Here is a 25,454-nt window from a genome sequence, read left to right on the forward strand (position 1 = left end):
AACAGGCATGAGTCGCCGACACCGCGCAGTTAAGCGTGAGATACTTCCCGATCCTAAATTTGGTGATATAGTCATCACGCGTTTTATGAATGCGTTGATGTACGATGGAAAAAAATCGATTGCTGAAAAAATCGTTTACGGAGCATTGGAAACATTGCGTGCCCGTGGCGGAGCAGAAGCAGATCCAGTGCGTTTATTTCATGAAGCTTTAGATAACGTAAAGCCAGCTGTAGAAGTTCGTTCTCGCCGTGTAGGTGGTGCAACTTATCAGGTGCCTGTTGAGGTTCGTGCAGATCGACGCCAAGCATTGGCCATTCGTTGGTTAATTGATTCGTCTCGTAAACGTGGTGAAAGCACCATGGAAGAAAGACTGTCTAACGAGTTGTTGGATGCTGTGAATAATCGTGGATCCGCTGTAAAAAAACGAGAAGATACTCATCGTATGGCTGAAGCAAATAAAGCTTTCAGTCATTATCGCTGGTAAGTGAACTGAGTTTAGGTTAACCTTTTAACCGAAGGTCTTGGAAGTGTCCAAGCAAACGGAGAGAGAGAATGGCAAAGGCTAAATTTGAGCGGAATAAACCGCACTGTAATATTGGTACCATCGGTCACGTCGATCATGGTAAAACTTCATTAACTGCTGCTATTACAAAAGTATTGGCAGAAGTTGGTGGTGCAGAATTTACTGCATACGATATGATTGATAAAGCACCTGAAGAACGTGCTCGTGGTATTACCATTTCAACAGCTCATGTTGAATATCAAACTGAAAAACGTCACTATGCTCACGTTGACTGTCCTGGTCACGCCGATTATGTTAAGAACATGATTACTGGTGCTGCTCAGATGGATGGTGCTATTCTTGTTGTGTCTGCAGCAGATGGTCCAATGCCACAAACACGTGAACATATCTTGTTGGCACGTCAAGTTGGCGTTCCTGCACTTGTTGTTTTCATGAACAAATGTGATCAAGTTGACGATCCAGAGCTTCTTGAATTGGTTGAAATGGAAATTCGTGAACTTCTTTCTTCATATGATTTCCCTGGTGATGATATCCCCATTATTAAAGGTTCTGCATTGGTAGCACTTGAAGATGGTGATGTTGAATTAGGTAAAAACCGTGTTATCGATTTGATGAATGCAGTTGATGAATATATTCCTCAACCAGAACGTCCTATCGATCGTCCATTTTTGATGCCAATCGAAGATGTGTTCTCTATTTCTGGTCGTGGAACAGTTGTTACAGGTCGTGTAGAGCGCGGTGAAGTTAACGTTGGTGAAGAAGTTGAAATTGTAGGTATTCATCCTACAACAAAAACAACTGTTACTGGTGTTGAAATGTTCCGTAAACTTCTTGATCGTGGAGAAGCTGGCGATAATATTGGTGCACTTCTTCGTGGAACAAAACGTGAAGATGTGGAGCGTGGTCAAGTTCTTGCTAAACCAGGAAGTATTAAACCACACAATAAATTTAAAGCAGAAGCTTATATTCTTACAAAAGAAGAAGGCGGACGTCATACACCATTCTTTACAAACTATCGTCCTCAGTTCTACTTCCGTACAACTGATGTGACAGGTGTTGTTCATTTACCAGAAGGCATTGAAATGGTAATGCCTGGTGATAACGCTGCAATGGATGTTGAATTGATTGCTCCTATTGCTATGGACGAAGGTCTACGCTTCGCTATTCGTGAAGGTGGACGTACAGTTGGAGCTGGTGTGGTTGCTAAAATCACCGAGTAACTCGTAGCTCACTAAGTTTGGATTCTCAGTCAGTTTTCTGGCTGGGAATCTTGTTGCTATTAGGGTCTGGCTTTTTAGATCCGTTATTATGATTAGGCAAATAGAAAATGGAAAGCCAAAATATCCGTATTCGCCTGAAAGCTTACGATTACAGAGTGCTTGACAATAGCACTAAAGAAATTGTAAATACAGCGAAGCGTACGGGGGCGCAGGTAAGAGGACCAATTCCTTTACCAACGCGTATTGAACGGTTTACAGTTAACCGTTCTCCTCATATCGATAAGAAGAGTCGTGAACAGTTCGAAATTAGAACTCACCGACGTTTGTTAGATATTGTTGAGCCTAACCCGCAGACCGTGGATGCTCTCATGAAACTTGACCTCGCCGCTGGCGTGGATGTCGAGATAAAGCTATAAGGTCCAGACGATGCGTACAGGATTGATCGCAAAAAAGTTGGGGATGACCCGACTATTTAAAGAGGACGGCACTCATGTGCCAGTCACTGTATTGCACTTAGATGAAGTGCAAGTAGTAGATACTCGTACACAAGACCGTGACGGCTATACAGCTGTTCAGCTAGGTATTGGTAAAGCTAAAGTTAAGAATGTTAGTCAGCCAAACCGTGGTCACTTTGCACGAGTAAAAGTTGAGCCAAAACAGAAGCTTGTTGAATTTAGAGTTTCAGAAGATGCTTTACTTGAATCAGGGTCAGCATTGACTGCAGCTCATTTTGTGGCTGGTCAAAAAGTTGACGTAACGGGAACCAGTAAAGGTAAAGGTTTTGCTGGTGCGATGAAACGTTGGAATTTCCGTGGTTTGGAAGCGACCCATGGTGTTTCAGTTAGTCACCGTTCTCATGGTTCTACGGGTAATCGTCAAGATCCTGGTAAAACTTTTAAAAATAAGAAGATGGCAGGACATTTGGGTGATGAAAGAGTCACTACTCAAAATTTAGAAGTCGCTGCTGTAGATGTTGAGAAAAATTTGATCATGATAAAAGGTTCAGTGCCTGGTGCAAAGAATGGCTTTGTCCTCGTACGTGATGCGATCAAGAAAGCCCGTCATGCGGATGCACCGTTTCCTGCTGCATTAGCTACGGTTGCAGAGAAAGGTTGAGGGAAATGGATCTAGAAATCAAAACCCTCGATAATGGAAGTGTTGGTAATATCACTCTTCCTGCAGAGTTGTTCGAAATTCAACCTCGTGCTGATATCATGGCGAGAGTTGTTCATTGGCAGCTTGCAAAACGTCGTGCTGGTACGCATAAAGTTAAGGGTCGTGCCGAAGTTTCAGGAACTAAAAAGAAACCTTTCCGTCAAAAAGGTACAGGTAATGCTCGTCAAGGTTCATTACGTGGTCCGCATTTTCGTACTGGTGGTGTAGTTCATGGTCCTGTTGTTCGTGATCACGGATATGATCTCCCTAAGAAAGTAAGAACGTTAGGTTTAATTTCTGCTTTATCTCAGAAATTATCAGAAGGTAAGTTGGTCATTCTTGATCAAGCTAGTGGTGTTGCTAAGACTTCTGAATTGGCTGCCAAATTAAAAGTTCTCGGTTGGACTTCTGCCTTAATTGTGGATACAACCGTTGATGAAAATTTCGGTCATGCAATAAGAAATATTCATTCAGTAGATATCCTTCCGACGATTGGTGCTAATGTTTATGATATTTTAAATCATGATGTATTGGCAATTACTCGTGCTGCAGTTGATGGGTTGAAGGAGCGCTTAGTATGACAAATATTCTAGCTCTTCGTCGCAAAGCGGAGACAATGTCTCGTGAAGCGATGTTTAATATTATTCGTGCGCCTTTAATTACAGAAAAAGCAACGATGTTATCTGAAAAAAATCAGGTTGCTTTTAAAGTAGCTCCAAATGCAACGAAAACACAAATTAAAGTGGCAATAGAAACTTTATTTGGTGTTAAAGTTCTTGGTGTGAATACTCTTGTTTTAAAGGGTAAAACGAAGAAGTTTAAAGGTCGTTTAGGGCGCCGTTCTGATATTAAAAAAGCGTTTGTTCAGCTTGCTGAGGGTCAATCAATTGATTTGACCACTAAGCTGTCTTAAACGTAAGGTAGGAATTAATGGCATTAAAGCATTTTAATCCAGTTACTCCAAGTCTTCGCGGCACGATTTTAATCGATCGTAAGGAGCTTTGGAAAGGAAAGCCAGTTAAAACGCTTACCGAAGGTAAGAATAAAACTGGTGGTCGTAATAATAATGGTCGTATTACCTCTCGTTTTATTGGTGGTGGACATAAACAATCTTATCGTTACGTTGATTTTAAACGTCGTAAGTTTGATATGCCTGCAACTGTTGAACGTTTAGAATACGATCCAAACCGCACAGCCTTCATTGCTTTAATTAAGTATGAAGATGGTGAGTTGTCTTATATTTTAGCTCCACAACGCTTAAAAGTTGGTGACGTTGTTATCGCTGGTCAACGTGTAGACGTTAAGCCAGGTAATGCAATGCCTTTAGCTGCTATTCCTGTTGGAACTATTGTGCATAATATTGAGCTTAAAGAGGGTGCTGGTGGTAAACTGGTTCGTTCTGCTGGAACATATGCACAATTGGTTGGTAAAGACGCTGGTTACGCACAAATTAAATTGCAATCGAATGAATTGCGTTTGGTTCGTGGTGAATGTATGGCAACTGTTGGCGCAGTATCAAATCCAGATAATATGAACCAACATTTTGGTAAAGCTGGCCGTACTCGTTGGAAAGGACGTCGTCCTCATAACCGTGGTGTTGTAATGAACCCGGTTGACCATCCACATGGTGGTGGTGAAGGTCGTACTTCAGGTGGACGTCATCCTGTTACTCCATGGGGTAAACCAACTAAAGGTTATAAAACTAGAGTCAATAAGCGTACGGATAGCTTAATTATCCGTCGTCGTAAGACAGGTAAATAAAGGGGCGAATAAAAGATGGCAAGATCCGTCTGGAAAGGCCCGTTTGTAGACGGGTATTTATTAAACAAAGCTGAAGCAGCTCGTGCTTCTGGTCGTAATGATGTGATTAAGATTTGGTCACGCCGCTCAACCATTTTACCACAATTTGTTGGTTTGGTTTTCGGTGTTTACAATGGTCACAAATTTTTGCCAGTGCAAGTAAGTGAAAATATGGTAGGTCACAAATTTGGTGAATTTTCTCCTACACGTACTTACAATGGGCATGCTGCAGATAAGAAAGCAAAGCGGGGCTAGTTATGAGTAAACCAAAGCATCCACGTGCACTTTCTGAGAACGAAGCTCAAGCAGTTGGTCGTAATATCAGAACTAGTCCACGTAAATTGAACTTAGTTGCAGGTTTAATTCGTAATGAACCTGTATCTCAAGCATTAGCAAAACTAAGTTTCTCAAAACGTAGAATTGCTCAGCAAGTAAAAACGATACTTGAAAGTGCGATTGCTAACGCAGAGAATAACCACCAGCTTGACGTTGATCGTTTGGTCGTGTCACGTGCTGAAGTTGGTAAAGCAATGGTTATGCGTCGTTTTCATGCAAGAGGTCGTGGACGTTCCGCACAAATCGAGAAATTCTTTAGTCATATAAAGATAGTAGTTGCCGAACGTGAAGACAACGATGAAGGAAAGGCTGCATAATAATGGGTCAAAAAGTAAATCCAATTGGTTTGCGTCTAGGCATTAATCGCACTTGGGATAGTCGTTGGTATGCTGATCAAGATTATACCAGATTATTATTCGAAGATTTTAAGCTTCGTGAATTTTTGCGTAAAAAATTAGCAGGTGCAGGCGTTTCTCGCGTAGTTATCGAACGCCCTGCTAAAAAACCTCGTGTTACGATTTATGCAGCTCGCCCTGGTATTGTTATCGGTAAAAAAGGTCAAGATATCGACAGTTTGCGTAAAGAATTGGCAGCAATGGCAAAAGCAGATGTTGCTTTAAACATTGTCGAAATTCGCAAGCCTGAGATTGATGCTACTTTAGTTGCTGAAAATATTGCACAACAACTAGAAAGACGTGTTGCTTTCCGTCGTGCTATGAAACGTGCTGTGCAATCAGCAATGCGTTTAGGTGCACAAGGTATTCGTATTAATTGTAGTGGTCGTTTAGGTGGCGCTGAAATTGCTCGCGTAGAATGGTATCGTGAAGGACGTGTTCCTTTGCATACTCTGAGAGCAGATATTGATTACGGTGTAGCTGCAGCACAAACTACATATGGTAAATGTGGAGTGAAGGTTTGGATCTTTAAGGGCGAAATTATGGCTCATGATCCTTCAGCCCAAGATCGCCGTGCTGCTGATCAAGTTCCACAACGGTAATTGATTTATTTGAGTTTAGTAGTTATACATACAACTATTACAACGCATGAGGATATTAAATAATGCTATCTCCGCGGCGGACTAAGTTCCGCAAAGCTCATAAAGGTCGTATTCACGGCAATGCGAAGGGTGGAACAGAGTTAAATTTTGGAACCTATGGTCTGAAAGCTTTGCAACCTGAACGTATTACTGCACGTCAAATTGAAGCTTCTCGTCGTGCGATTACTCGTGCTATGAAGCGTATGGGGCGTGTATGGATTCGTGTATTTCCAGATCTTCCTGTTTCTAGTAAACCTGCAGAAGTTCGTATGGGATCTGGTAAAGGATCTCCTGAATTTTGGGTTGCTCGAGTCAAACCAGGTCGTATTTTGTTCGAAATTGAAGGTGTTTCACCTGAAATAGCTAAAGAAGCACTAACACTTGGTGCTGCTAAGCTTCCAATTAAAACAAAATTTATAACCCGTATTGGGGAGGCCTAAAGAATGGCAAAGGCATTAAAGCCAGCTGATCTTCGCGTCAAAACCATTGATGAACTGAAAACGCTTCTTGTTGATTTAAGACGTGAACAGTTCAACTTGCGTTTTCAACGTGCGACAGGTCAAAATGAAGGTGTCAGCCGTGTTGGTGTAATTCGTCGCGATATCGCACGTATTAAAACGGTTATGGTTGAATTAAACAAAAACGCCGTGGGTGCAACTGCATCCACCAGCAAGTCCTAAGGAGTTCGTGGGCAATGCCAAGGCGCGTTCTTACTGGTCGGGTGACAAGCGATAAAATGGACAAAACAGTGACAGTGCTGGTTGTTCGTCGTGTTATGCATCCGCTTTATAAAAAATTCATTCGTCGTTCAAAAAAATATGCGGCGCATGATGAATTAAATGAATGTAAAATTGGGGATACGGTTCGTATTATCGAATCGCCTCCAATATCAAAAAGAAAATCATGGGCTGTGACTACACGCAATGGTGCTCCTCTCGGGGCAACTGAGCAAGTATCCAGCGTTGAAGTTTAAGGGAGGCTAAGACATGATCCATCCCGAGACCAACCTTACAGTGGCTGATAATTCAGGCGCAAGAGAGGTGCAGTGCATTAAGGTACTGGGCGGTTCAAAGCGGAAAACTGCTTCGGTCGGCGACGTGATTGTCGTTTCCGTCAAAGAGGCTATTCCTCGTGGAAAAGTAAAAAAAGGTGAGGTTCATCAAGCTGTAATCGTGCGTACAAGTTATCCTGTACGTCGTGCTGATGGCACATCTATTCGTTTTGATAAAAATGCAGCTGTGCTGATTAATAAACAAAGCGAACCTATCGGAACACGTATCTTTGGCCCAGTGGTCAGAGAATTGCGTGCTCGTAAGTTTATGAAAATTATCTCCTTAGCTCCGGAGGTTCTATAATGGCTGCACGCATAAAGAAAGGTGATCAAGTTATCGTGATCACTGGCCCTTATAAAGGGGTTAAAGGGGAAGTTCTTTCTGTTCTTCCTGAAGAAGATAAGGCTGTTGTGCGCGGTGTTGCAATTGCAAAACACCACAAGAAGCCTTCCCGTATGGGTGAACCTGGTGGGATTATTGAACGTGAAAAACCTGTTCATTTGTCTAACCTGAAGCTCGTTGATCCAAAATCTGGAAAACCAACACGGGTTGGTTTTAGAGTTCTAGAAGATGGTCGTAAAGTCCGTATCGCCAAAGCTACTGGCGAAGTGATTGAAAGTTAGGAGAGAGAGGAATGTCAGAAAATACTCAAACAGCTTCTGAAGCACGCCTTTATACTCTCTATAAAAACGAGTTTCGCAAAAGCCTACGTGAACAGTTCTCATATAAAAATGAGATGCAAATACCGCGCCTAGAAAAAATCGTTTTGAATATGGGTGTTGGTGAAGCTGCTGCTGATCAAAAAAAATTAGATGCTGCAACTGAAGAAATGACCTTGATTGCTGGTCAAAAAGCAGTTAAAACACTTAGTAAGAAAGCTATTGCTGGCTTCAAGATACGTGCTGGTTTGCCAATTGGTTGTAAAGTTACATTACGTAGTCGTCGTATGTATGAATTCTTAGATCGTTTGGTGACAATTGCATTGCCTCGTGTTCGTGACTTTAGGGGTTTACCTGCGAACAAAGGTTTTGATGGTCATGGTAACTTTGCAATGGGTTTGAAAGAACAAATCGTATTTCCTGAAATCGTTTATGACAAAGTAGACGAAGTTCGTGGTATGGATGTTATTTTCGTGACCTCTGCTAAAACAAATGAAGAAGCTAAAGCTTTATTAAAAGCTTTCTCTCTTCCTTTCGTTGGCTAAGAACTGGTTCTTTTCGCTGCAAGGTGAATTAAATATCACCTTGCAAATTTGTTTATTTTGGAAAACGGTCGAAAGTTTCGACAGGTTCCGGAGGGTAAAATAAAGCATGGCAAAAACTTCCGCCATCCATCGTAATGCGAAGCGTGCAAATATGTCTGCGCGTGATAAAACAAAACGCATTGCATTAAAAAATATAGTCATGGATAGAAGTCTGCCCGTTGAAGATCGTTTCGATGCTTCTTTGAAATTGGCAAAACTTCCACGTAACGGTTCTCGTACAAGAGTGCGTTTGCGCTGTAAATTAACAGGCCGTTCTCGTGGTAACTATCGTAAATTCGAGCTATGCCGTATTGCATTGCGCGAACTCGCATCTACTGGGCAAATACCCGGTATGGTTAAGTCAAGTTGGTAAGGGGCTGTAGATGTCATTATCTGATCCATTAGGTGATATGCTCACCCGTATTCGTAATGCGCAATCTGCTCGTCACTCTTCTTGTGTGGCGCCAGCTTCTAATCTAAGACTTAATGTTTTAGAAGCGTTGAAACGTGAAGGTTATATTCGCGGTTACAAAAAAGAAGAATTGCGTAAAGGTATTAGTCAACTTCATATTGAATTGAAATACTCTGACGGTGAACCTGTAATTAAAGAAATTCAAAGAGTTTCAAAACCAGGCCGTCGTGTATATTCTAAAATCAAAGAATTGCCACGTGTTTATGGTGGTCTTGGCGTATCTATTCTTTCAACACCTTGTGGTGTTTTATCTGATGTTGAAGCTCGCGCTGCTAATGTTGGTGGCGAAGTTCTTTGTCGTGTATTCTAAGGGGGATTAAATGTCACGTGTAGGCAAAAACCCTGTACAGATTCCACAAGGGGTAGAAGTTTCTTTAGCAAATGGTGTGATGACAGTAAAAGGGAAAAGAGGTGCTTTATCTATTCCTGTTTCTGAACATGTTGATGCTAAAATCGAAAATAGCCAAGTTGTTGTTGCGCCAAAAGGTAAAGCTATCATCGCTCGTGCGATGTGGGGAACAACTAGAGCTTTAATAGCAAATATGGTTCATGGAGTTTCTGAAGGTTATACTAAAACTTTAGAAATTACAGGAACAGGTTTTCGTGCATCTGTTCAAGGTTCAAACTTGGTTATGAATCTTGGGTATTCTCACGATATTGTTTATCCAATTCCAGCTGATATTAAAATTACAACACCTCGTCCAACCGCAGTAACGGTTGACGGGAATGATAAGCAACGTGTTGGTCAGGTTGCTTTAGACATTCGTAATTTTAGGAAGCCTGAGCCTTATAAAGGTAAGGGTGTTCGTTATGATAATGAAGTCATACGTCGCAAAGAAGGCAAGAAGAAATAATGGGTACGCAACGTGAATTACAAGCGCGCCGGCGTAGACGGTTGCGTTATCAGCTTAGTCAAAAAGGAAATGGGCGTCCTCGTCTATCAGTTTTCCGTTCTAGCAAAAATATTTATGCTCAGGTCATTGACGATGTTGCTGGTAAAACTTTAGCTGCTGCGTCTACTTTAGATGCAGCGGTTAAAGCACAATTGAAAACTGGAGCTGATATTGATGCTGCTCGCACAATTGGTAAATTAATTGCTGAACGTGCAAAAGCAGCTGGGTTGGAACAGGTCGTGTTTGATCGTGGCTCTTATATTTATCATGGGCGTGTAAAAGCGCTTGCTGAGGCTGCCCGTGAGGGCGGACTTGCGTTCTAAGGGAGGTTGCGAATGGCACGTGAAGTAAAAGAAGGCGGTCGCGCAGGACGTGAGCGTGATAATGATGATTTGGTTGATAAGCTCGTAACAATCAACCGTGTTGCAAAAGTTGTAAAGGGCGGTCGTCGCTTTGCATTTGCTGCATTGGTTGTTGTTGGTGATCAACGTGGTCGCGTAGGATACGGTTCTGGTAAAGCTAGAGAAGTTCCTGAAGCAATCCGTAAAGCAACAGAGCAAGCTAAGAAATCAATGATTCGTGTTCCAATGAAAGAAGGCAGAACATTACATCATGATGTTCAAGGCTGTTTTGGAGCAGGTAAAGTGATTTTAAGATCAGCAGAAGCAGGAACTGGTATTATTGCCGGTGGTCCTATGCGTGCTGTTTTTGAAAGCCTTGGGATTAATGACGTTGTTGCTAAGTCAACAGGTTCACGTAATCCTCATAACATGGTGAAAGCTACTTTTGATGCATTGCGTCGTTGTGCAAGCCCTCGGGTTGTTGCTGCAAGACGTGGCAAAAAAGTTTCTGAAATACTTGGACGCCGAGATAATGCAACTAATGCGCAAAATGCGGAGGTTGTAAATGGTTGATTCTAAAGCTGCAAAAGTTAAAGTTACACAAATAGCTTCTGCAATTGGTCGTCAAAAAGATCAAAAGCAAACATTGGTTGGTTTAGGGTTAAATCGTATTGGCGCAACTCGTGAGTTGGAAAATACTCCAGCTGTTCAAGGGATGATCAATAAGGTTCGCCACCTTGTGAAGGTGGAAGGATAATTTAATGAACTTAAATGAACTTCGTGATAATCTGGGCTCTAGATACCATAAAAAACGTTTAGGTCGTGGTATTGGTTCAGGTAAAGGTAAAACATCAGGTAAAGGTCATAAAGGCCAACATGCTAGATCTGGTGTTGCAATTAACGGCTTTGAAGGTGGACAACTTCCTCTTTATCGTCGTTTACCTAAAAGAGGATTTAAGAATATCTTCCGCAAAATTTATGCAGAAGTAAATCTTGATACTCTGACTATAGCAATTGATAGTGGTAAACTAAACGCTTCTTCAGTAATTAATGAAGCTTCTTTGCGTGATGCTGGCTTATTTAAAGGTAAAAAATACGTTGGTGTTCGTTTGCTTGCTAAAGGTGAGCTTAATAAAGCTGTAAATATTGAAGTCTCTGGTGCTTCTGCTGCTGCTGTTGAAGCAGTAAAAAAAGCTGGTGGCACTGTTAAGCTATTGGTGCCTTCTGGGGATGTATCTGCAGATGCCTAAACTATAAGTGAGATATAACTTGCATTATCAAATGATAAATGCTTATAAGTTTATAAAACACAATAGATCTTAAGGTTAAAAATACAGCGTCCCGTAACTATTGCGGTGACGCTGTTTTTTCTGAAAGGATAAGATTATGGCCTCTATGGCCGAGCAATTAGCATCTAGTATTAATGTCAGTGCTTTTTCTAAGGCGACTGAATTAAAAAAACGCATTTGGTTTACCTTAGGGGCTTTGATTATTTACCGTTTAGGTACGTATATTCCTGTCCCAGGTGTTGATGCGGCTATTATGGCTCAATTACTTGCCAAACATCAAGGCGGTATTTTGGGTATGTTTGATATGTTTAGTGGCGGTGCGCTTGGCCGTATGACTATTTTTGCCCTGAACATTATGCCTTATATTAGTGCGTCAATCATTATTCAATTAATGTCTTCGGCGATGCCTTCTTTGGAAGCTTTAAAAAAAGAAGGTGAACAAGGGCGTAAAAAGCTTAACCAATATACGCGTTATTTAACAGTTTTTATTGCACTATTCCAAGCATATGGGATTGCGGTTGGACTCGGGAGTATGAGTACTCCTGCAGGTAACGCAGTTATTCATCCAGGTCTATTCTTTACAGCGACATGTGTAATTACACTTGTTGGTGGGACGATGTTTTTGATGTGGCTGGGTGAGCAAATTACTGCCCGTGGGGTAGGAAATGGTATTTCATTAATTATTTTTGCTGGTATTGTTGCTAATTTACCAACTGCTTTAGCAAGCTTATTTAATTTGGGTTATACTGGGGCCTTATCGCCTATATTTGTAGTTATTTTCCTAGTTTTAGCGGCTATTACTATTGCTTTCATTGTATTTATGGAACAAGCACAAAGGCGTGTTGTTATCCAGTACCCTAAAAGACAAGTAGGACAACGCCAATATGGTGGGGATTCTACACATATGCCACTTAAGGTAAATACAGCAGGAGTAATCCCTCCAATTTTTGCATCTTCTGTTTTGTTAATACCTGTAACGATTTCTGGATTTTTATCAAGCGATTCAACACCAGGTTGGTTGGCGATTGTTGGACAGGAATTTAGTCAAGGGCGTTTTCTGTATATGTTGTTTTATGCAGCAATGATTGTGTTCTTTTCTTTTTTCTATGCGGCGGTCAGTTTCAATCCGAAAGAAACTGCTGATAACCTACGAAAACAAGGTGGTTTTATTCCTGGGATTCGTCCTGGTGCGAATACAGCAACTTATTTTGATACGATTTTAACCCGATTAACGACGATTGGTGCTTTATACTTGGTCGCAGTTTGTTTGCTGCCACAATTTTTAATCAATCACTATAATGTACCTTTCTATTTTGGTGGAACGAGTTTGATTATTATTGTGTCTGTGACAATTGATACTGTTACACAAGTGCAATCTCATCTAGTTGCACATCAGTATCAAGGGTTATTGCGTAAGTCACGTGGCGGTAAAGGGAAAAAGCGATGAAATTAGTTTTTTTAGGCCCACCAGGTGCTGGTAAAGGTACACAATCTCAACATCTTGCTAAAGAATACAAAATCGCTCAAATTTCAACAGGTGATATGTTGCGTGCTGAAGTGAAAGCAGAATCTGATATTGGCAAGCTTGCGAAGAAAATTATGGATAATGGTGAGCTAGTCCCAGATGATTTGATCGTATCTATGATTCAAAAAAGAATCCAAGTCGATGATTGTAAGAATGGATTTATTCTTGATGGTTTTCCACGTAGTTTGGGGCAGGCCGAAGCATTAGATACAATGTTTGCCTCGCAAAATATGCAGCTAGATGCAGTGCTTTCTTTGGAAGTTGATGAGGAAGTCTTGGCAGAGCGTATATCTGGTCGTTTTAGTTGTGCAAAATGTGGTGCTAGCTATCACAAGTTGTTTAAGCAGCCAAAAGTGGATAAAGTTTGTGATAGATGTGGTTCTACTGAGTTCGTGTCTAGAGCTGACGATAATAAGGAAACAGTCTTAGCAAGATTGGAAACATATCGTAAACAAACTGCGCCATTATTACCATACTATCAGAAAAAAAACTGTTTATATGCGATTAATGGTATGAAAAGCGTGGATGAGGTCACAAAAGACATTGACCAAGTCTTAAAACAAATTAAATTAAGCAACTAGAATTCTTTATGCAAAATAAATTTTTTGTGTTGCGGTATTGACTCTAAGGGCAGGAAGGTTATATTGCTGCCTTTATAGGTATTTTAGGTGTTAGCTTTCTCTATATTTATAAACACGCTATGTGTTTTATTTAGGAGCTAATTATTAAAGAAATAAGCCTGATTTTTTTAGGTTAATTGAGGAGTAACAGGCGTGGCGCGTATTGCCGGCGTAAACATCCCGACAAATAAACGGGTAGCAATTGGTCTGCGTTATATTTATGGCATTGGGCCTACAAAAGCGCAGGAAATTTGTAATAAACTTTCAATTCCTGACGAACGCAGAGTAAACGAACTTTCAGATGATGAAATTTTGAAAATTCGTGAGTTAATTGATAGTGAATATCAAGTTGAAGGTGATCTTCGTCGTGAAGTAGCGATGAATATTAAACGTCTAATGGATTTAGGATGCTACCGTGGCTTGCGTCACCGTCGTGGTTTACCTGTAAGAGGGCAAAGAACCCATACCAACGCGCGTACGCGTAAGGGTAAGGCTGTTGCTATTGCTGGTAAGAAAAAAGCAACACGTTAGTCCCTAGGTTGGTTTTTATTTTTTGTAACTAAACAACAGGATAAAAAAAGTCATGGCGAAACCCGCCGCTCCGCGTCTTAAAAGAAAAGAACGCAAAAACATTATTTCCGGCGTAGCACATGTTTTGTCTACGTTTAATAATACAATGATTACCATCTCTGATGTTCAAGGAAATGCTATTTCTTGGTCATCAGCAGGTGCACAAGGCTTTAAAGGTTCTCGTAAATCTACACCTTATGCAGCACAAATGGCTGCAGAAGATGCTGGAAAAAAAGCACGTGAACATGGTATGGAAACGCTTGAAATTGAAGTTTCAGGTCCAGGATCAGGGCGTGAAAGTGCACTTCGTGCATTACAGGCTGTTGGTTTTACCGTAACTTCTATTCGGGATACAACCCCAGTACCACATAACGGATGTCGTCCTCGTAAACGACGTCGCGTTTAGTTCGTTCCTTTTGTTACTTTTCTAGTATTTAGAAAAGTAATCAGAGATTAATCCTAATCTTTTGGTTAGGATTTTGTCGCCTCTATGGCAAAATTCTGGATTGAAAGGCCACCACCTTGGTCCTCCAAAAAAACTGGCAGTCTCTTATAAAACCAGAGAAGCTAGAAGTCGAACCGGGCTCGGCGTCATCTAATGTGGCGACCGTGGTGGCGGAGCCACTTGAACGTGGCTTCGGCATGACGCTCGGCAATGCGCTTCGGCGGATACTTCTTTCTTCCCTTCAAGGAGCAGCTGTTACAGCACTTCGTATTGATGGTGTTCTTCATGAATTCTCATCTGTAAATGGTGTTCGTGAAGATGTTACCGACATTGTGTTGAACGTAAAACAACTTGCGATTCGTATGCACAGTGAAGGTCCAAAACGTATGATTCTATCTGCAGTTGGACCCGGACAAGTGACAGCAGGGCAAATTCAAACGGATCATGATATTGAAATCATGAACCCAGATTTAGTAATTTGTACTCTTGATGATGGTGTTAAGTTGGGTATGGAATTTACCGTTTCTATGGGTAAAGGCTATGTTCCAGCGGCAGCAAATCGTCAGGAAGATGCTCCAATCGGCATGATTCCTATTGATGCAATTTATTCTCCAGTTCGTCGTGTTTCCTATAAAGTGGAACCAACACGTGTCGGTCAGGTTACTGACTTCGACAAATTGTTGTTAACATTGGAAACAGATGGTTCTGTAACTCCTGAAAATGCGGTTGCTTTAGCAGCTCGTATTTTACAAGATCAGTTACAGCTCTTTATTAATTTCGATGAACCTAAACCTGTTCAAGCTGAAGAACCTCAAGAAGATCTTCCATTCAATCGTAATTTATTGCGTAAAGTTGATGAACTTGAACTTTCAGTTCGTAGTGCAAATTGCCTGAAAAACGATAATATCGTTTATATTGGTGATTTAGTTCAAAGAACTGAACAGGAAATGTTGCGTACTCCTAACTTTGGACGTAAATCATTGAATGAGATTAAAGAAGTTCTTACTTCAATGGGATTGTCTTTAGGGATGAATGTGCCTGCATGGCCACCTGAAAATATTGAAGAGTTAGCAAAACGGCTTGATGAGCTGTTTTAGCATTGTGAATAAAAAAGGATAGTATAAATTATGCGTCACGGTATGTCTGGCCGTAAGCTTGGTGTTACAACGTCTCATCGTAAAGCGATGTTTCGTAACATGGCTGTTGCCTTGATCAAGCACGAACAAATTACAACAACTTTGCCAAAAGCCAAAGAATTGCGCCCAGTTGTTGAAAAATTGGTTACTCTTGGTAAACGTGGTGATTTACATGCACGTAGACAGGCATTCGCTTTATTGCGTGATGAAACCATTGTTTCTAAATTATTCTCTACCATTGCTGACCGTTACAAAGCTCGTCAAGGCGGATATATTCGCGTACTTAAAGCGGGCGTTCGTTATGGTGATGCAGCAAATATGTCTGTAATTGAATTCGTAGAACGCGATGTTAATGCAAAAGGTTTAGACAGTGGTCCAAAACCTGAAGTTGAAGATGCAGACGATTTCGCTGCTTAATTTAACTGCTTTCTAATAGACTTTTAAAAAGAGATAGGAATTTTCCTATCTCTTTTTTTTGTATATACTTGTATTCATCGAAAATAACTGAATCTTAACAAGTAAATAAATATTAATATTTTTGTGTAACAGAGAATTTTTTATAATAAAAGGATATCATTATGCCATTGGCAATATGGGCATTAGCAATGATGACGTTTGGTATAGGAATTACTGAATTCTCTATATCTGGGTTATTGCCATTTATAGCGCATGATTTTTCAATTTCTATTGATAATGCAGGATTTGCAGCAACGATTTATGCATTGGGTGTATTTCTATTTACTCCTGTTATTATTATTTTAGGTGCAAAAGTGCCGCAAAAAAAAATGCTATTATTGTTAGTAGGATTTTTCATTGTTGGTAACTTAATTACTGCTTGGTCTCCTTATTTTTTCGTAACACTTATTGGTCGTTTTATTACATCATTAGCGCATGGTGCTTTTATTGGGATTGGGTCTTTAATTGCTGTGGAACTGTGTAAAGGAAGGGAAACTTCTGCAATCTCTTTTATGTTTAGTGGTTTGACACTTTCTACATTGATTGGAACGCCTTTAGTTACCTATTTAGGGTATAAGATATCATGGCATTTCGTTTTTTATATGATTACATTTATTGGAATTGTAGCATTTATAGCAGTTGCTAAATTAGTTCCAGCTGAAATCAAAAGAGAAGACGAGCCTGAATTCCATTTATTAAAAGAGCTTGCAGTTTTTAAAGATCCTGATGTGTTGATTGCAATGGCTATTACGGTTCTGGGGCCAGGTGCTTTTTTTACATCAATTACGTATATAGCTCCTGTTATAACCAAAGTTGCTGGATTTCATGATACGGCAGTGCCATGGATTTTATTTGTATTTGGTTTAGGGCTTTGTATTGGAAATATTATGGGTGGGAAACTTGCACGTAGATCATTGATGCCTGTGTTGTTATCTAGTCTTATATTGCAAGCAATCATGTTGTTTGTTTTATATTTTATGGCAGCTAATGCTGTTATTCTAGTATTAAGTATCTTTTTAATTGCGGCTTTTGGTTTTGCAACAGTATCACCGATTCAACATTTGGTAATGACTAAGGCACGTAAAGCAGGTGCTGCTAATTTGATTTCATCCTTTAATATTGGTATGTTTAATTTAGGAAATGCGTTGGGAGCGTGGATAGGTGGTGTGGTTATTGCACATCAATTTGGATATGCATCTCCAAATTTTGCCGGAGGTTTATTATCGATTGCTGCCTTTGTGCTAGCATTAATTTCTTATCTAAGAGGCAAAAGAGAAACTAAGTTAGCTATTGCTTGAGAAATAAGTTTTCAACCTTCTGAGTAAGAAGGTTGAAATTGAAGGACTAATTAGGATTTTTCTGCATAAAAGAAGGCACAAAAGGAAGATTGGATGTTAATGAAGATTTACTTGGTAAGCGTTTATCATTCCATCCTCCACCCAAATTTTGTATTAACAGCACGCTATCAACCATACGTTGCTGTTGGATCCCTAAGGCTGTTTGTTGGTTACTAAGAGACGTAATTTGTTGGGTAACGACTGTTGTATAATCTTGGGTCCCAACTTTATATTGGTTAAGGGCAATTTGTGCTGTTTGATTGGCAAGACTTACAGCTTGTTGCTGTTCAATATATTGCTGTTCCAAAATTCTTAGGTTAGAAAGTTGATCTTCTACGCCTTGTATGGCCTCTAGGACTGTTTGGCGATAAGTTGCAACAGACATATCATATTGTGCTTCGGCTTGTTTAACCAATGATGTTCTTGAGCCCCCATCAAAAAGGGTTTCAGAGGCAGATGCCCCCAAAGACCAAATTCGATTTGCAACTTGGATTAAGCTACCTACAGGGGTGCCACTATAACTTAAACTGGCACTTAGGGTAACATCAGGATAGAAAGCTGCAATAGCAGCACCGATCTGAGCATTTTGCTCTTCCATTGCTCTTTCAGCCGAGGCTATATCTGGTCTACGTTGTAAAAGGGTTGCTGGGACTTCTACAGGAATAGCTGGTACCGTAAAGCTGAGACTGCCACGGGGAATAGAAAGCTCAGCAGGTGGTTTACCAATTAAAATAGCAATAGCATGTTCATATTGTGCACGTGCTATACCTGCTTGGGTTAGTTGTGCTTTGGTTTGTTGTAATTGTGTTTTAGCTTGCAAAAGAGCAGTGGGTTCGATTGTTCCTGCATTATGTTGGTTCTGTGTAACACGTAAAGAGGCTTCATAAAAATCAATGTTTTTTTGCAAAAGATCCATTAGGGAATCTTGGTAGCGTAAGTTGAAATAAGTTTGTGCCAATTGGCTTTGATAAGAGAGGCGTGCATTAGCAAGATCAGCAGCACTGGCTTGAGCAGCAGCAACTTGGCTTTGTGTATTTCGCCTGATTTTTCCCCATAAATCCAAGTCCCAGCTGGCTGCTGTTTGTAAGGCATAAGTATTTTTTGTTTGTCCTTTGGCATAACTGATATTCCCTCCGCTGCCGATACCTGTTGCCCCACCACCATTACCTTGACGGTTAAAGCTTGGCCCGATGCTTAGGGTTGGGAAAAAACCGGCTCTTACTTGATCAATCATTGCACGTGCATTGCGATAAGAAGCCTCAGCTTGCTTAAGATTTTGGTTTGAAATATCAATCTGTTCTTCTAGTTGATTTAGCAAAGGATCATTATAAAGTTTCCACCATTCGCCTTTTTCAGCAGAGGCTAAGTTTGGATCTGCCTTAACCCATCCTGTAACTGGTTGAAGCTCTTTAAAATGAGGAGAAGTAATCGCAGAAGGTCGGTGATAGTTTGGACCAGCCATACAACTGCTTAGGGACAATAAGCAAACTGTAGAAATAGTTTTCAAAAAACGATTTTTAGGAAAAGGAGGAAACGAAAAAAATACGTTATACACGTTGTTGCCCTTTGTGAGATGAGAAGAAACGTTTAAATGGTCGCCATTTACCCAGCCTATCCATATAAAGATAAATTACGGGTGTGGTGTATAAGGTAAGTGCTTGGCTCATAATTAACCCCCCAACAATAGCTATTCCCAATGGTTGACGAATTTCGCTGGCATATCCCGTTGCAATGATCAGAGGAACACTTCCAAAAGCTGCTGCGATAGTAGTCATCATAATCGGGCGAAAGCGTAATTTACAAGCTAAGATAATAGCGTCTTTTGCAGGCATATTATCCATTTTTTCAGCATTAATAGCGAAATCAACCAGTAAAATCGCATTCTTTTTGACAATACCAATCAAAAGAATAATACCGATCAAAGCTATAACCGTAAATTCTTGACCGAAGAAATCTAGTGCTAATAAAGCTCCAACGCCAGCAGAGGGTAAAGTCGAAAGAATAGTAATAGGATGAATATAACTTTCATACAAAATACCGAGGGTGACATAAACTGCAAGAATAGCAGCAAGGATTAAAACCAGACTGTTACTGTTACTTTGTTGAAACTGAGCAGCGTTACCAGCAAAGCTGCCTGAGATATTTTTAGGTAGATGAATTTTAACGGTTTCAGATTTAATCAGCTGAACGGCATCGCTGAGCGATTTACCTTTGACAAGGTTAAAGGATATGGTTGCAGATACAAATAAACCTTGATGATTAACACTTAATGAAGTTAAAGCAGGTTTTTTATGACTGACAATAGATAAAGGCACCATCGTTTGACTGGTGGTAGAGACCGCAGATCCATTCGATGCTCCATTTCCACCAGCCAGTTGATTGGCAATTTGGTTTTTAAAGTTTTGTTGGTTAACTTGATCTTCTAGACTAAGGCTGCTCGGGTTTGAAACACGTATAGTATTAGAGGTTGCGCCGCCTCCTGCCGTTCCACCAGAAATACTGACCCATGTTTGTTTTAAAATATTCGAATTTTCTGAATATTTAGGGTCAACCTCCATAATAACGCGGTATTGATTAAGCGGGTTATAAATAACCGATGCAGCTCTTTGGCCAAAAGCATCATAAAGCGTATTAGAAATCAATTGAGGGGTAATTTGAAGGCGAGGGGCAGTATCTCTCAGAATATCAACATCAATTGCTTCACCGCCTTGTTGTACATCAGAGGAAACATCTCTGAGAATATCAGGATGTTTTTGTAAGGCACTGACGAGTTTAGGGGTCCAGTCATATAAATTTTTAGAAGAGTCACTTTCCAATGTATATTGATATTCTGCATTGCTGGAACGCCCTCCAGAGCGAACCATGCCAGGAATCGTCATATAAAATTTTGCACCGACCAAATTATTAAGTTTTTTAGAAATACGAGCAACAGTTTCTTGAATTGAATGGTTACGATCGCCCTTATCAATTAACTGAATAAACATACTGCCTTGGTTGACGGCTCTTCCCCCTGTAAAAGCGGAAATAGATTGTACATCTTTGTCAGAGACAATAATATTTTGGACTTCAATAATTTTCTTTCTCATATTTTGAAAGGAAATAGATTGATCTCCTTGTAAGTGACAGATTAGCAGCCCTGTATCTTGCTCTGGAAAGAAACCTTTTGGCATAGTGATAAAGAGAAAGACCATAAGGATAATCGTCGCAGGGATAGACAGGACGACTAGTACAGGATGTTTTAAGGCGGTCTTTAAAGTATCTTGGTAAAAATAGCTAAGCCCATTTAAAAATGCTTCGCATCCATGGCTTAGTTTTTCAGTGAATGTTGGTGTTGAGTTTTTCTTTTTAGCTGATGGGCGTGATAAAATATACGCACACATCATAGGGGTTAATGTCAAAGATAAAAGCAAAGAGGCCAATAAAGCGATTGATAAAGTCATTGCGAATTCATGAAATAATCTTCCGACCATACCTCCCATAAAGAGAATAGGTAAAAAGACTGCAATCAAAGAAACTGTGATTGAGATAACCGTAAAAGAAATTTCTTTTGCACCGTAAAGGGCAGCTTTTTTTGGAGATAAGCCTGCTTCTATATGACGGTTGATATTCTCTAAAACAACAATCGCATCATCCACAACAAATCCCGTGGAAATCGTCAGTGCCATCAAAGAAAAATTATTTAAAGAATAGCCTAATAATTTCATCATACCAAAGGTGGCAATGATAGATGTTGGCACGACAATGGCGGGGATAATTAAAGAGCGTAGATCTCTTAAAAAGAATAATACAACAATGACAACTAACACCACAGACAGAATCAATGTCATCTGTGTATCTGCTAATGATGCACGAATGGTTAAAGAACGATCAATGGCAACATGAATATTAATATCTGGTGAGGATGACGCTTGAATTTGAGGAAGCCTGGCGTTAATCGCATCAGTTGTGTCAATTATATTTGCCCCAGCTTGTGGAAAGATAACGGCAATAATTGAGGGTTCATTATTATAGAATCCAGCATTATGAATATCTTCAACACTATCCGTGATAGTAGCGACATTTTTCAACATCACAGGGGCGTTGTTACGATATGCAATAACGATGCTTTTATAATCATCGGCCTTAGGAGCTTGATCATTTGTGGCAATTTCAAAGCGTTTATTGCCTTCATCAATAAACCCTTTTGGGGTATGTGCATTTGTAGAGGCAAGGGCAGCCCTGACATCTTCAAAGCCAATACCATATTTAAATAGAGGAAAAGGATTTAAATCAATTCGAACAGCGGGTAAAGAGCTGCCACCAATTTCAACTTGTCCAACACCTTCAACAGCTGAAATTTGTTGTTGTAAAACATTAGTAGTGTAGTCATAAAGCTGTGCAAGTGTTTTAGTTTTAGAAGTAATCGCAATAATCATAATCGGTGCAGCCGCAGGATTCATCTTGAAATAAGATGGATTAGACCGCATCGAGGTTGGTAAATCGGCTCTGGCAGCTTGCAAAGCGGCTTGGACATCGCGCGCCGCGCTATTAACATCACGGGACAGATCAAATTGCATAATAATTCTGACCTGTCCCTGAGTGGATTGCGAGGTCATTTCATTCGTGCCAGGTATTTGTCCTAGTCTTTTCTCCAAAGGGGCTGCAATAGAGGATGCAATTTGTTCTGGTGTTCCTCCTGCTTGTTGAGCTCTGATCATAATCACAGGCATATCAACATTAGGTAAGTCTGCAATAGGTAATAACCGATACCCCAAGATCCCGCTTAATAATAACGCAATCGTTAGTAAAATAGTACCAATGGGACGTTTAATAAAAAGCTTGGAAATATTCATTGCCCAGCTTTCTGCGAAGAATGTTTTTGCCGATAGCGTGATAAGCTGCGTTTACGCAGCCATAGACTGATCCGTTCCATGTATAAATAAACTACGGGAATGGTAAATAAGGTTAAGAGTTGACTGGCGACCAATCCCCAAAAGATACATACCCCCAAAGGGTGACGTAATTCTGATCCCGTGCCTGTACCAAGCATCATCGGAACTGCGGCAAACATTGCGGCCAAAGTTGTCATTAAAATTGGGCGAAAACGCAGTAATGCTGCTTGATGAATGGCTTCTAAAGAAGATTTTTTTTCAACTCTTTCTGCTTCTAGGGCAAAGTCGATCATCATAATGGCATTCTTTTTAACAATACCAATAAGCAGCACAATACCAATAATTCCCATAATATCGAGGTTACTGCCATCTATCCACAATGCAAATAACGCCCCAATAGCAGCAGAAGGGAGGGTGGAAAGAATAGTAATAGGATGGATAAAGCTTTCGTATAAAATTCCCAGCACAATATAAACAGCGACTACAGCAGCGATAATTAAAAATAGTTCATTACTTAGGCTTTTTTCAAAAGCTGATGCTATCCCTTGAAAGTTGGTAACGAAACTTTTGGGTAGGTTAAGCTCTTTTTCTGCTTGGGTAATAGCTCTTGTTGCCTCTCCTAAAGATGCGTGATTAGCAACGTTAAATGAAATGGTTGTAGCAGGGAATTGCTTGTAATGTGTCAACAATAAAGGTGCTGTTGAGTATTCAACCCTGGTAACCCCAAGTAATGGGACCAAACCAGCAGTTGGATTTCGTGTTGGGCCACTGGTGCTGGTAGAGCCACCACTAATCCCAGGAAGATATAGTTGACTTAAGGATTTAATTTGTTTTTGGAATTTTGGTTCCGATTCAAGAATAATCCTGTATTGATTAGACTGAGTATAAATTGTAGAAATCTGACGCTGGCCAAATGAATCATAGAGAACATTATCAATAGTTTGAGGTGTGATAGAGTATCTTGCTCCGGTGGTACGGTCTAAGAGAACGTTGGCAACCAGACCTTCTGATTGAAGATCAGAGGTAATATCTGTTAAAATAGGGTTTTGTTTGAGTTTTTCAACAATACGAGGAACCCATACTTTAAATTGGTCATAATCGGGGTTCTCTAGTAGAAATTGATATTGTGTGGCACTAAAGGATGTTTCAAGAGATAAATCTTGAACAGGTTGAAGATAAAGTTGTGTACCAATGACTTGATGTGCTGCTAGACTAATTCTTTTAGAGATCTCTTCGGCGGTAGCAGAGCGCTTACTGCGTTCTTTTAAATTGACTAAAAAACGTCCCTGATTGATGGTCATGTTTTGTCCATCAATTCCTATAAAAGAGGAAAGACTGACAACATCAGGGTCTTTTAAAATAACATTTGCCAGCTCTTGTTGTTTTTTAGATACAATCTGCAAAGAAGACGTCTGTGACATTACAGACATTCCTTGCAAGATGCCATTATCTTGAACGGGGAAAAATCCTTTGGGGATATAATAAGCTAAAATAAAAGTCAGGAATAAAGTACAAATAGTAACAGTTAAAGTAGCAGGTTGATGGCGAAAAACAAATTGCAATCCACGATCATAAAGGGCAATTGTCTTGTGAATCAAACGGTCAAAGAATGTGTCTTTTTGATGAACTTCGTGTTGTTCTTTTAACATACGTGCGCATAACATCGGCACAAGGGTCAAGGAGACAATTGCAGAGATCATGATAGTTACAGATAAAGTGACTGCAAATTCATAAAATAACCGTCCAATAACATCTCCCATGAACAGTAAAGGGATTAAAACTGCAATGAGTGAAATGGTCAAAGAAATAATAGTAAATCCAATTTCAGCAGATCCTTTAAGAGCTGCGGTCATTCGATCTTCACCCATTTCAATATAACGGCTGATATTTTCAATCATAACGATGGCATCATCTACAACAAACCCAGTTGCAATGGTTAATGCCATTAAGGATAAGTTATCCAGTGAAAATCCCAGCAAATACATAATAGCCAAGGTTCCGATTAAGGATAAAGGCACAGAAAGACTAGGGATGATGGTAGCAGGAATATTTTTTAAAAAAATGAAAATAACCCCAATAACCAAGAGCACAGCCAGAAACAATTCTAATTTTACATCGTGAATAGAAGCCCGAATGGTTATTGTACGATCTGTTAATGGAATAATAGAGATTCCAGTAGGTAAAGAGTTTTCTAGTTGTGGCAGAATAGCTTTGATATTATCAACCACATTAACAACATTAGCACTCGGTTGGCGTTGCACATTTAAAATTAAGGCCGGGGTTTTATTCGCCCATGCTTGCAGTTGAGTGTTTTCTGGCCCTTGTACAACTGTTGCCACGTCTCTTAGACGAATGGGTCCACCATTACTATAGGCAATAATTTGATTTAAGAGTTGCTCTGGGCTTTTAATTTGTCCATTGACTTGTAAGGTAATGGAACGTTGTGGGCCGTCGAAATTCCCTGTGGGTGAATTGACATTAACATTGCCGATAGTTGTACGTACACTGTCCAAATCAATACCATAGGATGTTAATTTGGGAATATTCATCTGCACGCGAATGGCTTTGCGTTGACCACCTGACAGGGTAACCAAACCTACGCCAGAGATTTGACTTATTTTAGCTGCTAACCTTGTGTTGACGTAATCTTCAACCTCGGTCAAAGGGAGCGTTGAGGACGTGATGCCTAGGGTAAAAATAGGTGTATCTGCAGGGTTGACCTTGGCGTAAATAGGGGGTGTTGGTAGATCAGAAGGGAGTAAAGAATTGGCTTGGTTAATTCCCTCTTGCACTTCTTGTGAAGCAACATCCATGGACATGTTCAAATTAAAACGCAGAGTAATAACGGATGCACCTCCAGAAGATTGAGAGGTCATTTCATCCAAGCCTGGTATTTTGCCCAGCTGTGTTTCCAAAGGGGCAGTGACAGAAGTCATCATAACCTCTGAGCTAGCACCTGGATAAAACGTCGAAACTACAATTGTTGGATAATCTACCTGAGGCAAAGCAGATAAAGGTAAAAAACGGTAGCCTAATATTCCACAAATCAGAATAGCAAGCATGAGCAAAGTTGTTGCTACGGGGCGCAGAATAAAAAGGCGTGAAGGATTCATCAGAATTATCCAAACTTAACG

33 protein-coding genes are annotated in these 25,454 nt (G+C 40.2%); 30 read left to right on the plus strand and 3 right to left on the minus strand.

What is annotated here, in order from left to right; translation table 11 throughout:
- Window positions 1–7 precede the first annotated feature (7 nt).
- The 30 genes from rpsG to COMX_RS00560 all read left to right on the plus strand — a co-directional run bounded on the left by rpsG (window position 8) and on the right by COMX_RS00560 (window position 17,410).
- Window positions 8–484, plus strand: a complete 477-nt coding sequence (rpsG, locus tag COMX_RS00415) for a 30S ribosomal protein S7 (protein ID WP_034335749.1) — start codon at window positions 8–10, stop codon at window positions 482–484.
- A 68-nt stretch (window positions 485–552) separates the two neighbouring features.
- Window positions 553–1,743 carry an elongation factor Tu gene (gene tuf / locus COMX_RS00420; protein ID WP_034335752.1) on the plus strand — a complete coding sequence of 397 codons (1,191 nt, stop codon included), beginning with the start codon at window positions 553–555 and terminating at the stop codon, window positions 1,741–1,743.
- 107 nt (window positions 1,744–1,850) lie between these two features.
- Window positions 1,851–2,159, plus strand: a complete 309-nt coding sequence (gene rpsJ, locus COMX_RS00425) for a 30S ribosomal protein S10 (protein WP_034335755.1) — start codon at window positions 1,851–1,853, stop codon at window positions 2,157–2,159.
- Window positions 2,160–2,169: 10 nt separating this feature from the next.
- A complete protein-coding gene (gene rplC, locus COMX_RS00430) occupies window positions 2,170–2,859 on the plus strand; it encodes a 50S ribosomal protein L3 (protein WP_034335758.1) in 690 nt (229 codons plus the stop codon).
- 5 nt (window positions 2,860–2,864) lie between these two features.
- The gene (gene rplD / locus COMX_RS00435) at window positions 2,865–3,479 is read left to right on the plus strand and encodes a 50S ribosomal protein L4 (protein WP_034335761.1); all 615 of its coding nucleotides are present in this window, start codon (window positions 2,865–2,867) and stop codon (window positions 3,477–3,479) included.
- Window positions 3,480–3,514: 35 nt separating this feature from the next.
- Window positions 3,515–3,811 (plus strand): 50S ribosomal protein L23, encoded by a 297-nt coding sequence (locus COMX_RS00440; RefSeq protein WP_200867613.1) that lies wholly within the window; start codon window positions 3,515–3,517, stop codon window positions 3,809–3,811.
- A gap of 17 nt (window positions 3,812–3,828) precedes the next feature.
- Window positions 3,829–4,659, plus strand: a complete 831-nt coding sequence (gene rplB / locus COMX_RS00445) for a 50S ribosomal protein L2 (RefSeq protein ID WP_034335766.1) — start codon at window positions 3,829–3,831, stop codon at window positions 4,657–4,659.
- Between the two features lie 15 nt (window positions 4,660–4,674).
- The gene (gene rpsS, locus COMX_RS00450) at window positions 4,675–4,953 is read left to right on the plus strand and encodes a 30S ribosomal protein S19 (RefSeq protein ID WP_034335769.1); all 279 of its coding nucleotides are present in this window, start codon (window positions 4,675–4,677) and stop codon (window positions 4,951–4,953) included.
- 2 nt (window positions 4,954–4,955) lie between these two features.
- On the plus strand, window positions 4,956–5,351 hold the full coding sequence (gene rplV, locus COMX_RS00455; RefSeq protein ID WP_034335772.1) for a 50S ribosomal protein L22: 396 nt from the start codon (window positions 4,956–4,958) through the stop codon (window positions 5,349–5,351).
- Window positions 5,352–5,353: 2 nt separating this feature from the next.
- Window positions 5,354–6,031: a 30S ribosomal protein S3 gene (gene rpsC / locus COMX_RS00460; RefSeq protein ID WP_034335775.1), complete on the plus strand. Its 678-nt coding sequence runs from the start codon at window positions 5,354–5,356 to the stop codon at window positions 6,029–6,031.
- Window positions 6,032–6,093: 62 nt separating this feature from the next.
- On the plus strand, window positions 6,094–6,510 hold the full coding sequence (rplP, locus tag COMX_RS00465) for a 50S ribosomal protein L16 (RefSeq protein ID WP_008853162.1): 417 nt from the start codon (window positions 6,094–6,096) through the stop codon (window positions 6,508–6,510).
- A 3-nt stretch (window positions 6,511–6,513) separates the two neighbouring features.
- Window positions 6,514–6,750 (plus strand): 50S ribosomal protein L29, encoded by a 237-nt coding sequence (rpmC, locus tag COMX_RS00470; RefSeq protein WP_034335780.1) that lies wholly within the window; start codon window positions 6,514–6,516, stop codon window positions 6,748–6,750.
- A 14-nt stretch (window positions 6,751–6,764) separates the two neighbouring features.
- Window positions 6,765–7,043: a 30S ribosomal protein S17 gene (rpsQ, locus tag COMX_RS00475; RefSeq protein WP_034335783.1), complete on the plus strand. Its 279-nt coding sequence runs from the start codon at window positions 6,765–6,767 to the stop codon at window positions 7,041–7,043.
- A 13-nt stretch (window positions 7,044–7,056) separates the two neighbouring features.
- Window positions 7,057–7,425: a 50S ribosomal protein L14 gene (gene rplN, locus COMX_RS00480; RefSeq protein WP_034335786.1), complete on the plus strand. Its 369-nt coding sequence runs from the start codon at window positions 7,057–7,059 to the stop codon at window positions 7,423–7,425.
- Complete coding sequence (rplX, locus tag COMX_RS00485) at window positions 7,425–7,745, plus strand: 50S ribosomal protein L24 (RefSeq protein WP_034335789.1); 321 nt, start codon at window positions 7,425–7,427, stop codon at window positions 7,743–7,745. Before rplN ends, rplX begins: the two co-directional genes overlap by 1 nt.
- A gap of 11 nt (window positions 7,746–7,756) precedes the next feature.
- Window positions 7,757–8,326 carry a 50S ribosomal protein L5 gene (rplE, locus tag COMX_RS00490; protein WP_034335793.1) on the plus strand — a complete coding sequence of 190 codons (570 nt, stop codon included), beginning with the start codon at window positions 7,757–7,759 and terminating at the stop codon, window positions 8,324–8,326.
- A 106-nt stretch (window positions 8,327–8,432) separates the two neighbouring features.
- Window positions 8,433–8,738 (plus strand): 30S ribosomal protein S14, encoded by a 306-nt coding sequence (gene rpsN / locus COMX_RS00495; RefSeq protein ID WP_034335796.1) that lies wholly within the window; start codon window positions 8,433–8,435, stop codon window positions 8,736–8,738.
- Window positions 8,739–8,748: 10 nt separating this feature from the next.
- A complete protein-coding gene (rpsH, locus tag COMX_RS00500) occupies window positions 8,749–9,147 on the plus strand; it encodes a 30S ribosomal protein S8 (RefSeq protein ID WP_034335799.1) in 399 nt (132 codons plus the stop codon).
- A gap of 10 nt (window positions 9,148–9,157) precedes the next feature.
- Window positions 9,158–9,691 carry a 50S ribosomal protein L6 gene (rplF, locus tag COMX_RS00505; protein ID WP_034335802.1) on the plus strand — a complete coding sequence of 178 codons (534 nt, stop codon included), beginning with the start codon at window positions 9,158–9,160 and terminating at the stop codon, window positions 9,689–9,691.
- Window positions 9,691–10,053: a 50S ribosomal protein L18 gene (gene rplR / locus COMX_RS00510; RefSeq protein ID WP_034335806.1), complete on the plus strand. Its 363-nt coding sequence runs from the start codon at window positions 9,691–9,693 to the stop codon at window positions 10,051–10,053. The genes rplF and rplR overlap by 1 nt, the downstream gene beginning before the upstream one ends.
- Before the next feature lie 12 nt (window positions 10,054–10,065).
- On the plus strand, window positions 10,066–10,644 hold the full coding sequence (rpsE, locus tag COMX_RS00515; RefSeq protein WP_034335808.1) for a 30S ribosomal protein S5: 579 nt from the start codon (window positions 10,066–10,068) through the stop codon (window positions 10,642–10,644).
- Window positions 10,637–10,828 carry a 50S ribosomal protein L30 gene (gene rpmD / locus COMX_RS00520; protein WP_034335811.1) on the plus strand — a complete coding sequence of 64 codons (192 nt, stop codon included), beginning with the start codon at window positions 10,637–10,639 and terminating at the stop codon, window positions 10,826–10,828. Before rpsE ends, rpmD begins: the two co-directional genes overlap by 8 nt.
- Before the next feature lie 4 nt (window positions 10,829–10,832).
- Window positions 10,833–11,321, plus strand: a complete 489-nt coding sequence (rplO, locus tag COMX_RS00525; RefSeq protein WP_034335814.1) for a 50S ribosomal protein L15 — start codon at window positions 10,833–10,835, stop codon at window positions 11,319–11,321.
- A gap of 136 nt (window positions 11,322–11,457) precedes the next feature.
- A complete protein-coding gene (secY, locus tag COMX_RS00530) occupies window positions 11,458–12,807 on the plus strand; it encodes a preprotein translocase subunit SecY (protein WP_034335819.1) in 1,350 nt (449 codons plus the stop codon).
- On the plus strand, window positions 12,804–13,466 hold the full coding sequence (locus COMX_RS00535) for an adenylate kinase (protein WP_034335822.1): 663 nt from the start codon (window positions 12,804–12,806) through the stop codon (window positions 13,464–13,466). Before secY ends, COMX_RS00535 begins: the two co-directional genes overlap by 4 nt.
- Window positions 13,467–13,658: 192 nt before the next feature.
- Window positions 13,659–14,036, plus strand: a complete 378-nt coding sequence (gene rpsM / locus COMX_RS00540; RefSeq protein ID WP_034335826.1) for a 30S ribosomal protein S13 — start codon at window positions 13,659–13,661, stop codon at window positions 14,034–14,036.
- 52 nt (window positions 14,037–14,088) lie between these two features.
- Window positions 14,089–14,481: a 30S ribosomal protein S11 gene (gene rpsK, locus COMX_RS00545; RefSeq protein ID WP_034335829.1), complete on the plus strand. Its 393-nt coding sequence runs from the start codon at window positions 14,089–14,091 to the stop codon at window positions 14,479–14,481.
- A gap of 116 nt (window positions 14,482–14,597) precedes the next feature.
- Window positions 14,598–15,617, plus strand: a complete 1,020-nt coding sequence (locus COMX_RS00550) for a DNA-directed RNA polymerase subunit alpha (RefSeq protein ID WP_034335832.1) — start codon at window positions 14,598–14,600, stop codon at window positions 15,615–15,617.
- A gap of 30 nt (window positions 15,618–15,647) precedes the next feature.
- The gene (rplQ, locus tag COMX_RS00555) at window positions 15,648–16,073 is read left to right on the plus strand and encodes a 50S ribosomal protein L17 (protein ID WP_034335835.1); all 426 of its coding nucleotides are present in this window, start codon (window positions 15,648–15,650) and stop codon (window positions 16,071–16,073) included.
- A gap of 161 nt (window positions 16,074–16,234) precedes the next feature.
- The gene (locus tag COMX_RS00560) at window positions 16,235–17,410 is read left to right on the plus strand and encodes an MFS transporter (protein ID WP_034335838.1); all 1,176 of its coding nucleotides are present in this window, start codon (window positions 16,235–16,237) and stop codon (window positions 17,408–17,410) included.
- A gap of 46 nt (window positions 17,411–17,456) precedes the next feature.
- Here the strand turns inward: COMX_RS00560 and COMX_RS00565 are convergent, their stop codons facing one another.
- From COMX_RS00565 to COMX_RS00575, 3 genes are read right to left on the minus strand one after another with little or no spacing between them, the layout of a single operon-like run.
- Window positions 17,457–18,956 (minus strand): efflux transporter outer membrane subunit, encoded by a 1,500-nt coding sequence (locus COMX_RS00565; RefSeq protein ID WP_034338568.1) that lies wholly within the window; start codon window positions 18,954–18,956, stop codon window positions 17,457–17,459.
- Between the two features lie 40 nt (window positions 18,957–18,996).
- Window positions 18,997–22,281: an efflux RND transporter permease subunit gene (locus COMX_RS00570; RefSeq protein WP_034335840.1), complete on the minus strand. Its 3,285-nt coding sequence runs from the start codon at window positions 22,279–22,281 to the stop codon at window positions 18,997–18,999.
- Window positions 22,278–25,433 (minus strand): efflux RND transporter permease subunit, encoded by a 3,156-nt coding sequence (locus tag COMX_RS00575; RefSeq protein ID WP_034335842.1) that lies wholly within the window; start codon window positions 25,431–25,433, stop codon window positions 22,278–22,280. Before COMX_RS00575 ends, COMX_RS00570 begins: the two co-directional genes overlap by 4 nt.
- Window positions 25,434–25,454: the final 21 nt, after the last annotated feature.

It is taken from the genome of Commensalibacter papalotli (ex Servin-Garciduenas et al. 2014), assembly GCF_000527695.1.
Taxonomy (GTDB): Bacteria; Pseudomonadota; Alphaproteobacteria; order Acetobacterales; family Acetobacteraceae; genus Commensalibacter; species Commensalibacter papalotli.